15 protein-coding genes are annotated in these 9,508 nt (G+C 52.3%); 9 read left to right on the top strand and 6 right to left on the bottom strand.

The genetic code is table 11. The features are described from left to right. Nucleotides 1–15 precede the first annotated feature (15 nt). Both WC772_01175 and WC772_01170 read left to right on the top strand, forming a co-directional pair. On the top strand, nt 16–918 hold the full coding sequence (locus WC772_01175) for a dihydroorotate dehydrogenase (GenBank protein ID MFA6169369.1): 903 nt from the start codon (nt 16–18) through the stop codon (nt 916–918). Further along, the gene (locus WC772_01170) at nt 918–1,685 is read left to right on the top strand and encodes a TatD family hydrolase (GenBank protein ID MFA6169368.1); all 768 of its coding nucleotides are present in this window, start codon (nt 918–920) and stop codon (nt 1,683–1,685) included. The genes WC772_01175 and WC772_01170 overlap by 1 nt, the downstream gene beginning before the upstream one ends. Nucleotides 1,686–1,693: 8 nt before the next feature. Here the strand turns inward: WC772_01170 and WC772_01165 are convergent, their stop codons facing one another. Further along, a complete protein-coding gene (locus WC772_01165; protein ID MFA6169367.1) occupies nt 1,694–2,110 on the bottom strand; it encodes a hypothetical protein in 417 nt (138 codons plus the stop codon). Nucleotides 2,111–2,169: 59 nt separating this feature from the next. Further along, nucleotides 2,170–2,964 (bottom strand): hypothetical protein, encoded by a 795-nt coding sequence (locus WC772_01160; protein ID MFA6169366.1) that lies wholly within the window; start codon nt 2,962–2,964, stop codon nt 2,170–2,172. A 142-nt stretch (nt 2,965–3,106) separates the two neighbouring features. Between WC772_01160 and WC772_01155 the strand changes: the two genes are divergently transcribed. From WC772_01155 to WC772_01125, 7 genes are read left to right on the top strand one after another with little or no spacing between them, the layout of a single operon-like run. Then, nucleotides 3,107–3,412, top strand: coding sequence for a metalloregulator ArsR/SmtB family transcription factor (locus WC772_01155; GenBank protein ID MFA6169365.1), 306 nt, complete (start codon nt 3,107–3,109; stop codon nt 3,410–3,412). Further along, nucleotides 3,409–4,431 carry an ACR3 family arsenite efflux transporter gene (arsB, locus tag WC772_01150; protein MFA6169364.1) on the top strand — a complete coding sequence of 341 codons (1,023 nt, stop codon included), beginning with the start codon at nt 3,409–3,411 and terminating at the stop codon, nt 4,429–4,431. Before WC772_01155 ends, arsB begins: the two co-directional genes overlap by 4 nt. Further along, nucleotides 4,428–4,796: a DUF2703 domain-containing protein gene (locus tag WC772_01145; protein ID MFA6169363.1), complete on the top strand. Its 369-nt coding sequence runs from the start codon at nt 4,428–4,430 to the stop codon at nt 4,794–4,796. The genes arsB and WC772_01145 overlap by 4 nt, the downstream gene beginning before the upstream one ends. 2 nt (nt 4,797–4,798) lie before the next feature. Then, nucleotides 4,799–5,233, top strand: coding sequence for an arsenate reductase ArsC (locus WC772_01140; GenBank protein ID MFA6169362.1), 435 nt, complete (start codon nt 4,799–4,801; stop codon nt 5,231–5,233). Further along, nucleotides 5,226–6,176 carry a permease gene (locus WC772_01135; GenBank protein MFA6169361.1) on the top strand — a complete coding sequence of 317 codons (951 nt, stop codon included), beginning with the start codon at nt 5,226–5,228 and terminating at the stop codon, nt 6,174–6,176. Before WC772_01140 ends, WC772_01135 begins: the two co-directional genes overlap by 8 nt. 8 nt (nt 6,177–6,184) lie before the next feature. Next, on the top strand, nt 6,185–6,655 hold the full coding sequence (locus WC772_01130; protein MFA6169360.1) for a permease: 471 nt from the start codon (nt 6,185–6,187) through the stop codon (nt 6,653–6,655). Next, nucleotides 6,652–7,182, top strand: a complete 531-nt coding sequence (locus WC772_01125; GenBank protein ID MFA6169359.1) for a permease — start codon at nt 6,652–6,654, stop codon at nt 7,180–7,182. The genes WC772_01130 and WC772_01125 overlap by 4 nt, the downstream gene beginning before the upstream one ends. Before the next feature lie 3 nt (nt 7,183–7,185). Here WC772_01125 and WC772_01120 read toward each other — a convergent pair whose 3' ends face one another. The 4 genes from WC772_01120 to WC772_01105 all read right to left on the bottom strand — a co-directional run bounded on the left by WC772_01120 (nt 7,186) and on the right by WC772_01105 (nt 9,498). Next, nucleotides 7,186–7,821: a class I SAM-dependent methyltransferase gene (locus WC772_01120; GenBank protein MFA6169358.1), complete on the bottom strand. Its 636-nt coding sequence runs from the start codon at nt 7,819–7,821 to the stop codon at nt 7,186–7,188. Nucleotides 7,822–7,957: 136 nt separating this feature from the next. Next, the gene (locus WC772_01115; GenBank protein ID MFA6169357.1) at nt 7,958–8,122 is read right to left on the bottom strand and encodes a hypothetical protein; all 165 of its coding nucleotides are present in this window, start codon (nt 8,120–8,122) and stop codon (nt 7,958–7,960) included. A gap of 12 nt (nt 8,123–8,134) precedes the next feature. Continuing rightward, nucleotides 8,135–8,920: an RnfABCDGE type electron transport complex subunit B gene (locus tag WC772_01110; protein MFA6169356.1), complete on the bottom strand. Its 786-nt coding sequence runs from the start codon at nt 8,918–8,920 to the stop codon at nt 8,135–8,137. Beyond that, complete coding sequence (locus WC772_01105; protein ID MFA6169355.1) at nt 8,917–9,498, bottom strand: RnfABCDGE type electron transport complex subunit A; 582 nt, start codon at nt 9,496–9,498, stop codon at nt 8,917–8,919. Before WC772_01105 ends, WC772_01110 begins: the two co-directional genes overlap by 4 nt. Nucleotides 9,499–9,508: the final 10 nt, after the last annotated feature.

Raw genomic sequence — 9,508 nt, 5'->3', positions numbered from 1 at the left:
TGGGGTGAGGGTTATATGAACACTGATCTCGCAGGCATAAAGCTGAAAAACCCGATCCTGGTCGCCTCCGGGACCTTTGGCTACGGGAAAGAATTCGCCGATTATCTCGACCTAAATAAGCTAGGCGGGATCATCACCAAAAGCGTCACTCTGAAAGCCAAAGAAGGAAATCCCCCGCCCCGGATAGTCGAAACCCCTTCCGGGATGATAAACTCGATCGGCCTGCAGAACGAAGGGCTGGAAGCTTTCTTAAAAAACGCCATCCCCTTCCTGGCCAAGCTCGAGATCCCGGTCATCGTCAACATCGCCGGCGAGACCATCGACGAATACGCCGAACTGGCCAAACAGCTTAGCAAAGAAAAAACGGTCAAGGGACTAGAAGTAAACATCTCCTGTCCCAACGTCAAAAAAGGCGGCATGGCTTTCGGGATCGACCCAGCCGCGACGAAAGAAGTGATTGCCGCTGTCCGGAAAGCAACAACACTGCCAGTCATTGCCAAACTCTCACCTAATGTTACCGATATCACTCTGACCGCGAAAGCGGCGGAAAGCGCCGGCGCGAACGCAATCTCCCTGATCAACACCGTCGTCGCCATGGCGATCGATATCGAGACCCGGCGCTCCCGGATCGGCCGCAAAACCGGCGGACTCTCTGGCCCGGCGATCAGACCGATCGCGGTCCGGATGGTCTATGAAGCAAGCCACGCCGTTAAGATCCCGGTCATCGGGATCGGCGGGATCATGACCGGCTCTGACGCAGTCGAGTTTTTCCTGGCGGGCGCCTCGGCCATTGAAGTCGGGACCGCCAACTTCGTCGACACCGCCGCTCCCCTGCGGATTTGGGGAGAGATCAACGACTACCTGAAAAAGCATGAGCTCGGCGACTACCGCGAACTGATCGGCGCCTTCAAAGAATAATGTTTATCGACACCCACGCCCACCTGACCTTCCCGGAATTCGACATCGATATCAGCGAAGTCATCGCCCGGGCGAAAGAAGCCGGGCTGGAAGCGATCGTCAACATCGCCCTCGACGCGGATGCCAGGCGGAAAGCCAAGCTGATCGCCGCCGACTATCCCGGCTATGTTTTCACCGCCGTCGGGATCCATCCCCACGAAGCCTCCGAATGGACCGACCAGACGGAAGCCGACCTGTTAGCCTACGCCAAGGAACACAAGCTGGTCGGGTTCGGTGAAATGGGGCTGGACTACCATTACAAGCTCTCCCCGCCCGAGAAACAGCAAGCGGTTTTCCGCCGCCAGCTCCAGCTCGCGCAGGAGCTTGATCTCCCGGCGATCATTCACTCCCGTGACGCGGTCCAGGAGACGATCACGATCATCCGCGAGGAAAACCAAGGGAAGCTTAAAGGGGTCCTTCACTGTTTCGCCGGTGATCCGCAGTTGGAACAAACCGCTCTTGAAGCCGGGCTCTTCATAGGCTATACCGCTAATATCACTTACCCGAAAGCGACGATCATTAGAGAATCGGCCGCCCGGGTCCCATTGGAGAGGCTTCTGATCGAGACCGATTGTCCCTTCCTGGCGCCGCAGGTCAGCCGCGGCAAAAGGAACGAACCGGCGTATGTCGTTAAGGTCGCCGAAAAGATCGCCGAGATCAAAGGACTCCCCCTCGCCGACGTCGCCATCGCCACAACCAAAAACGCCAGAAGATTGTTCGGCTTTTAACCCAGCGGCTAAAGCCTATAACCGGCCTGGAGCTGGAGCTTGCCGGAGTCGGCGACATCGATCCCCGCTTCAAAGAATAACCGGCTGATGTCGAAAGGCCGGTCAAAAATGAGCGAGACCGACGGGCCGAAAGCGGCGTTGCCGTCACCGCCGGAATAGACAACCAGACCTAGACCAAAGGAGAGTGGATAGCGGCCGGAAATATTTGTCAGATAGAATTTACCGCCAAAAAAGAGAATGAGAGGTTTTTTCCCCGTGTTGGCCTCGGCGCCGAACCTTAAGCCGACCTTCTGCCCGACCTCCTCATCGGCCATCATCCCCAACGCCACTCCGCCCCGCACCCCGCCTATAACAGCCGGCGAAAGGGCAAAGACCGAGGAAGAAAAAAGCAGACAAAAAACGATCAACATGGCATTAATTTTCATTGTTAATTCACTCCCAAGAAAAGCGGGGCCGATCGCGCGTCTGATACGGCCCCCGCTTTTTACAACATGATCGGTTGAGAAACGGAGAACATAAAGCCTTTAGATGTAACGGTATCGGACCTGACCACACCCCAACCCAGTTCGAGGCCGGTTTTGCCGAGGCCAAAGCCGAAATCGACTTTGAACCCAATGCCGGCATCGCCGCCGATCTTGCCGCTCGTCTTGCCGTTTCCGTAAACGACATAGTTCAGTCCGCCGACCAGGTAGGGCTCAACCCCTCCCATCATCGGCAGGGTGATTGTCCCCCCACCGTAAACAGGAATACCCTTCATCCCCCCGCCACCGTAAACTACCCCAACCCCGATCTTATATTTGATCGCCTTGGGGGAGAGCCCAAGCAGATTGTCCAGACCGGTAAAATCATCCAAGATGACCTCACCTTTGACGCCGCCTGTGCCGCTATAATTTCCTTTACCGGTGTTGATGTACAATCCGGTCAACGCCGTGGGAACCCCGATGCCAAACAGCCCGGGTGGCGGTGGCGGAATATTCACGACCGGAGCAGGCTGATTAACAACAACAGGTGGGGGCGGAGTCGGTGTAACGACCGCCGGTTTTTCCATCAAATTTTTCAATTTGTACCAGCGCGCCAAAGTCGCCTGTTTTTCGGTCTGCAGGAGGCTAACCTTACTTTTGTTGCCGGCCTTCCGGTAATTGATGATCTTCGCGTCAACAACTTTCAGGTAGGCCCTGACCGCGTCCCTTTCTTCTTCCAGAGAACGCTGGGCCAAGACTAGGCCTGCGGCAGAGACGATAAACACCGCTGTAATAATAAATACGATTACTTTCTTCATTCATTTCACCTCCTTTGGCGGCCAGTTTAACATAGTATCTGGAAAATGCAATCCTTTAATTTTTCCCTGCTGTCAACAGGAAAACACCCTCCCCATGTCAATCGTCGTTGACATGTAAAGCCGGTCGGGTTATAATCGCGCTATGAAGAAGGCCTGCCCCTGCGTCAAAAAGAAGTTAAAAACGGTCGCGGTGACGCTTAAGACTATCGCCGAAGACACCCGTCTCCGCATCATCTGCTTACTGTTAAAGAACGAACTGTGCGTTTGCGAACTGACCGAAGCGCTCGGCCTGCCGCACAATCTCCTCCTCCATCACTTAAAAGCTCTGACTGAAAGAAGGCTGATAATAAAAAGATCTGCCGGAAAATATTCATATTATAGTTTAAATAAGCCGGTTTTCACCAAATTCAAAAAACAATTAGCGCTATTGTTTGAAGGAGAAAAATGAAGCTCCCTTTTCTCGACCGTTACCTGACCCTTTGGATCTTTCTGGCCATGGCGATCGGCGTCATCATCGGCTACTTGCAGCCCGGCTTCACGAAACTGGTCGCCGGCTGGCAGGTTGGATCGACCTCCATCCCGATTGCCATCGGTCTGATCCTGATGATGTACCCGCCCCTGGCCAAAGTTAAATATGAAGAATTGCGGGTCTTCAAGGATACCAAAGTTCTGCTTCTTTCCCTGATCCAAAACTGGCTGATCGGTCCGCTTCTGATGTTTGGCCTCGCTCTGATCTTTCTCCAAAACTTTCCGGAATACATGATCGGGCTGATCCTAATCGGCCTGGCCCGCTGTATCGCCATGGTGATCGTCTGGAACGACCTGGCCGATGGGGACACCGAATACGCCGCCGGACTCGTAGCTTTCAACAGTCTCTTCCAGCTCTTCTTCTACGGCTTTTATGCCTGGGTCTTCATTACTTACCTCCCGCCTCTTTTTGGTTTAAAAGGGCTTGCCGTTAATATTTCGATCGCCTCGGTCGCGCAAAGCGTCTTTATTTATCTCGGAATCCCCTTCCTGGCCGGGATCATGACCCGGTTCTCTCTGGTCAGGTTGAAAGGCGAAGCTTGGTATAATCAGATATTTATCCCGCGGATCAGCCCGCTCACTCTGATCGCCCTGCTGTTCACCATCCTGGCCATGTTTAGCTTAAAGGGGGAACTGATCCTCCAGATTCCAACCGACGTATTTAGGATCGCTATCCCGCTGGTCATTTACTTTGTGCTAATGTTCTTCATCAGCTTCTATTTAAGCCGGGTGGTCGGCGCCTCTTTCAAAAAATCGACCACCCTCTCCTTCACCGCCGCCAGTAACAACTTTGAACTGGCGATCGCCGTCGCCATCTCGGTCTTCGGCCTTGGCTCCGGCCAGGCTTTTGCGGCGGTCATTGGTCCCTTGATCGAAGTCCCGGTCATGATCGGCCTGGTCAACGTCATGCGACGCTTAAAAGGAGGAAGAGAAAAATGAAAGAGCTAATAATAGAATGGCAAAGACTAGTCGTTGATAATGAAACTTGTCCCCGGTGCGGCAGCACGGAGCAAGAGATCGAGCAAGCGATAAAAAAACTGGCCGAAGACGGGTTATCGGTCGCGCTGATCAAGAAAGAACTTAGTAAAGCGGAGTTCGATCAGCTCCCCCAGGAATCGAACCGCTTGCTGATTAACGGTCGGACGATCGAATCTTGGCTAACGGCTAAAACCGGAAAAAGTTGTTGCTGTGACGCCTGCGGCGACGCGGAATGCCGGACGATCGAATATGCCGACCGGGTTTACGAAACGATCCCGGCCGAGCTGATAATCAAAGCGGCGCTGGTCGCCGCCCAGGAAGGATAGAAATGGAAAAAATAAAAGTTCTCTTTATCTGCGTCCACAATTCCGCCAGGAGCCAAATAGCCGAAGCGTTCCTAAAAAAGATCGGCGGCGACCGGTTCGAGGTGGAAAGCGCCGGACTGGAACCGGGAACGCTAAACCCTTTAGCCGTTGATGTAATGAAAGAGATCGGAATCGATATTTCACGCAATCAAACTAAGAGCGCCTTTGATTTTTATAAACAGGGGAAAAAATACCATTACGTCATTACCGTCTGCGACGCGGCCGGCAGTGAAAAGTGCCCGATCTTTCCCGGGGCCAGAGCCCAGCTTGGCTGGAGCTTTGCCGACCCTTCGTCATTTAAAGGAGACCAGGCCGAGCGCCTGGCGCAAACCAGAGTGGTCAGGGATGAAATAAAGCGGAAGATCGAATCCTGGGTTAAAGAGATTGAAAATGTTTAAATGGTTTGCCGACCTTATTACTTACGACTTGTTGAAACTGACCAGGGGAACCCATTTCTCCGACAGCTTGAATTTTTTCCTTTATGATGTTCCAAAAATATATTTCTTATTGATCATTATTATTTTTGCCGTGGCCTTCATCAGGACCTATCTGCCGCCTGAAAAGATCAGGGCGATAGTCTCGGGCAAGTCCGAATTTATGGGCAACATTTTGGCCTCGATATTCGGGATCTTCATGCCGTTTTGCACCTGCTCCGCCATCCCGATGTTCATGGGAATGGTCCAATCGGGTATCCCGCTGGGTGTAACGATGTCGTTTTTGGTCTCCTCCCCAATGATCAACGAAATAGCGGTCGTCATGCTCTGGGGACTTTTTGGCTGGCAGGTATCATTAATTTATATAACCAGCGGCCTAATTATCGCCACCTTTTCCGGTTACTTGATCGGCCGGTTGAAGATGGAAAAATATGTCTCGGAATATATCGCCGCCTCGAAATTCAACAGTCAGGCGATCGCCAAGAGCACGAACTTAAAAGAAAGGCTCGGTTATTCCTGGAAATATTCGTTTGAGGTCTTCAAATATGTCTGGCCATACGTCATGGTCGGGGTCGGGCTCGGCGCCCTGATCCACGGCTATATCCCCGGTGACTTATTGATCCAATACGCGGGGAAAACGAATCCAATCGCGGTGATCGTCGCGGTCTTGATCGGGGTCCCTCTTTACGCGAACGCGGCGGGCGCGATCCCGGTCGCGCAAGCCTTGATGGATAAAGGCCTCCCCCTGGGGACATCCCTCGCCTTCCTGATGGCAGTCTCGGGCTTATCGCTCCCGGAATTTTTGATCCTGCGCACAGTTTTAAAGCCGAGATTGCTGTATACTTATTTTGGCATCGTGACTATTGGGATAGTTGTTATCGGTTACTTGTTTAATTTTGTGTTTTAAGGAAAAAAATGATTATTCTTGTTGTTGCCACGCTCTTATGTTTGCTTTTATCTCTGGCGGTCGACCGCCAAAAGACCTATGACGGCTGCCAGCGAGGACTAAAAATGTTCTTAACTCTCTTGCCGACCCTTTTGCTGATCATCGCCCTGATCAGCATTTTTCTTTATCTGACCCCGGGAGAGGCTTTATCGGCAATCCTTGGAGCGCGCAGCGGGTTCCTGGGGGTAATCATTGCCGCGCTTCTCGGCTCGATCGCCCTTATCCCGGGATTTATCGCCTTCCCGCTGGCCAGAATATTTTTAAGCCTCGGCGTCCCGGTAATCACGGTCGCGGTCTTCATCACGACACTAATGATGGTCGGGATCCTGACCTTGCCGCTGGAAATCAAGTTCTTCGGCCGGAAAGCGGCTTTCATGAGAAACGGGCTAAGCTTCATCGGCGCTTTCGCGATCGGCCTGCTGATGGGATTATTCCTATGAAAAAAAACCTCAAAGCTTACTTTTGGACAATTCTCTTCGCCATTTTCATCGGCGGCTCGCTGTTTATCGGTTATAAGCCCGGAGAACAGATCTACGGTAATTTCCAACAATTTTTTTGGGAAATGGCCTCTTTCCTGCCGCTGATGTTCCTGCTGATCGGCCTGTTTGACGTCTGGGTCCCCAAAGAAAAGATCGAACGGCATATCGGGACGGAAAGCGGCTTGATCGGCACTTTTTGGATAATTCTCCTGGCGACCCTTCAGGCCGGCCCGCTCTACGGCGCTTTTCCGGTCGCGTATATCTTGAGCAAAAAAGGGGCCAGCCCGCGCAATGTTTTTATCTATCTTGGAGCCTTCAGCGGACTGAAGATCCCCCTGCTCACTTTTGAGATCGGTTTTCTCGGTTTAAAATTTTCCCTCCTCCGCACCATCATTTCGATACCGGTTTTTATCGTCATCGGTTTCATCATGGAAAAATATTTGGGCAAAGATTATAAGGTCATGGATGGACTGGGGGCTGGGGAATGAGAATTAAAGAACGGCAAGACTGATCAGCCGCCCTTCGATCTCCAATGAAGAAAAATCAAATTTTGTTTTGATCCACTCCAACGCCTGGCGGCTATAAAAAAACCGATGGGTCGGGTCATTCTTGTAAAACCAGGTCGAAAAATCCAGCCCCTCTTCGTACAATCTCGTCAGACAAAAAAGGGCGCTGCCCGGTTTAAGCCGCGAACGAAGCAGGGCAAACTCTTTGGCCGGGGAGCGAAAATGCTCAACCACCTCGGAACAAACGATATAATCGTAGGCTTGCTTTAAACTCTCTCGATTGTCGTGAAAAAACGGATCATACGACTCCACCTGATACCCTTGTTCACGCAATAAAGTAGTAATGATCGCACCGGGACCGGCCCCAAAATCAAGTCCCTGATCGCCCGGCTTAAAGCGTTGGGTCACCGCCTTCACAATCGGCGAGACATACGCCTGATAACCAGGGTCGGCTGGGTCGTTGTGGTGGGCTTCATAACGTTTTTTCTCTTCGGCTGGTGAGAGGTCATTTCCCGGATCACGGAAGACGGACCGACAGCCGCTACATTTATAGAATATGGTCCCGCGGTGTTCTTGGAATGTTTCGGCAGTTGAAGAGCATAAGGGGCAAGTTGTTTTCATATAATATTCTACTACTTTGAGGGAAAGATCGTTTTGGCTTCCAATTTAACCGCCCCGATCCGATCGGGGCGGTTAAAATAAAACTAGGAAACCGCGGCGATATTGCCGCAGGTTTCCTAGTCTAAGCAAATCGCCACTACATCTTCAACGATTCAAGGAGACGATAGATCAGCATCGCCGGCCAGACGATCGCCTTTAATATTCCGATGACCCCACCCCAAAAACTGGTCGAATGCTGAATATAATAGACCAAAGCCCCGATGACACCCAATCCATAAACCGCGCCATTGTCACACTTCATAATTAACCCCTCCTATTTAATACACTTCGTCGGACATTTTTCGATCGCCGGAGCCGGATCAACCCCCTTGACCGTATAATCGATGACCGCCAAATTGTCGACGACCTTATAAACCTCGGGAACCGCCTTTTCGCAGATCTTACAAGCGATACAACCGACCGGACAGATCTTACGGACGACCGCTCCAGGATCCTTTGAGGAACAGGCGATCACCGCGCCAAAATCATGAGGAATAATGGAGATGATCCGGCGCGGGCAAACAGCCACGCACTTACCGCAAGAGGTGCATTTGTCAGGATCGATCTGCGGCAACCCGTCAATCATCTTGATCGCGTCAAAGGGACAAATGCAGTCGCAATCGCCGAAGCCGAGGCAGCCGTAAGAGCAAGCTAAGCCTCCCCCGTTCACCAAATTAGCGGCGGCGCACTTGGCGACCCCTTCATAGCGGTTGACCCGCCGGCGGATTTTTTCCGTGGCGCCGCAATGGACGGCGGCGATCGTTTTCCGATAGTCGGTCGGGAGCGCAATTCCCATGATCGCGCCGACCTTTTCGGCGACATCTTTTCCCCCTACCACGCAACCGCTGACGGCGATCTCGCCGTTCACGACTTTTTCCGCGAAATTATGACAGCCGGCCGCGCCGCAGGCGCCGCAATTGGCCCCCGGCAGGATCGCCAAGATCGCTTCGATCTTCGGATCGGTCTTGACCTGGAAATAATCGGCCGCCAGGGCCAGCAGTGCGGCAAAGATAAATCCCAAAACGCCTAAAATTATGATTGAAGTTAAAAATATCGTCATAGCCCGAACATCCTCGTAAAGCCCAGGAAGGCGAGCGACATCAGCGCCGCCGTCAGAAAAGCGATCGGATACCCCTGGAACCATTTCGGGACCGGCGCCAGGGCGGTCCGCTCCCGGAGATAAGCGAATAAAATTATCGCCAGTGAATAACCACCGGAAACCCCGAGCGAATAAACCAGCGACTGGATAAAAGTGTAACGGTAATCGATCGCCAGAAAAGCGACCGCCAAAATGGCGCAATTAGTAGTAATGAGCGGGAGATAGATCCCCATCGCCCGATAAAGCGACGGGATCATCTTTTTCAGGTAAAGCTCTTCCAGCTGGACGAGCGAAGCGATCGTCAGGATAAAGACCGCCGTCCGGAGAAATTCCAGGTGGAACGGAACCAGGACCGAATGGTACGCAACCCAGGAAACGGCAGAGGAGATCGTCATGACAAAGATCACCGCCGAGCTCATTCCCAGTGAAGTTTCCAGCTTGGTCGAAACCCCAAAGAACGAACATAAGGCAATGAACCTGATCAGCAGAATGTTGTTGATCAGGAAAGCGGCAAAAAATATGCCTAAGAGTTGACTCATTGGCTGACGG

The sequence above is a fragment of the Candidatus Margulisiibacteriota bacterium genome, assembly GCA_041661965.1.
GTDB lineage: Bacteria > Margulisbacteria > WOR-1 > O2-12-FULL-45-9 > XYB2-FULL-48-7 > XYB2-FULL-45-9.
The sequence above is the reverse complement of the archived record's forward strand: the minus strand, read 5'-3'. Positions and strand labels throughout refer to the sequence as shown.

Bases quoted from the DNA above. Each gene is read 5' to 3' on its own strand.
- WC772_01175 (MFA6169369.1), top strand. From the start codon at position 16: ATGAACACTGATCTCGCAGGCATAAAGCTGAAAAACCCGATCCTGGTC.
- WC772_01170 (MFA6169368.1), top strand. From the start codon at position 918: ATGTTTATCGACACCCACGCCCACCTGACCTTCCCGGAATTCGACATC.
- WC772_01165 (MFA6169367.1), bottom strand. From the start codon at position 2,110: ATGAAAATTAATGCCATGTTGATCGTTTTTTGTCTGCTTTTTTCTTCC.
- WC772_01160 (MFA6169366.1), bottom strand. From the start codon at position 2,964: ATGAAGAAAGTAATCGTATTTATTATTACAGCGGTGTTTATCGTCTCT.
- WC772_01155 (MFA6169365.1), top strand. From the start codon at position 3,107: ATGAAGAAGGCCTGCCCCTGCGTCAAAAAGAAGTTAAAAACGGTCGCG.
- arsB (MFA6169364.1), top strand. From the start codon at position 3,409: ATGAAGCTCCCTTTTCTCGACCGTTACCTGACCCTTTGGATCTTTCTG.
- WC772_01145 (MFA6169363.1), top strand. From the start codon at position 4,428: ATGAAAGAGCTAATAATAGAATGGCAAAGACTAGTCGTTGATAATGAA.
- WC772_01140 (MFA6169362.1), top strand. From the start codon at position 4,799: ATGGAAAAAATAAAAGTTCTCTTTATCTGCGTCCACAATTCCGCCAGG.
- WC772_01135 (MFA6169361.1), top strand. From the start codon at position 5,226: ATGTTTAAATGGTTTGCCGACCTTATTACTTACGACTTGTTGAAACTG.
- WC772_01130 (MFA6169360.1), top strand. From the start codon at position 6,185: ATGATTATTCTTGTTGTTGCCACGCTCTTATGTTTGCTTTTATCTCTG.
- WC772_01125 (MFA6169359.1), top strand. From the start codon at position 6,652: ATGAAAAAAAACCTCAAAGCTTACTTTTGGACAATTCTCTTCGCCATT.
- WC772_01120 (MFA6169358.1), bottom strand. From the start codon at position 7,821: ATGAAAACAACTTGCCCCTTATGCTCTTCAACTGCCGAAACATTCCAA.
- WC772_01115 (MFA6169357.1), bottom strand. From the start codon at position 8,122: ATGAAGTGTGACAATGGCGCGGTTTATGGATTGGGTGTCATCGGGGCT.
- WC772_01110 (MFA6169356.1), bottom strand. From the start codon at position 8,920: ATGACGATATTTTTAACTTCAATCATAATTTTAGGCGTTTTGGGATTT.
- WC772_01105 (MFA6169355.1), bottom strand. From the start codon at position 9,498: ATGAGTCAACTCTTAGGCATATTTTTTGCCGCTTTCCTGATCAACAAC.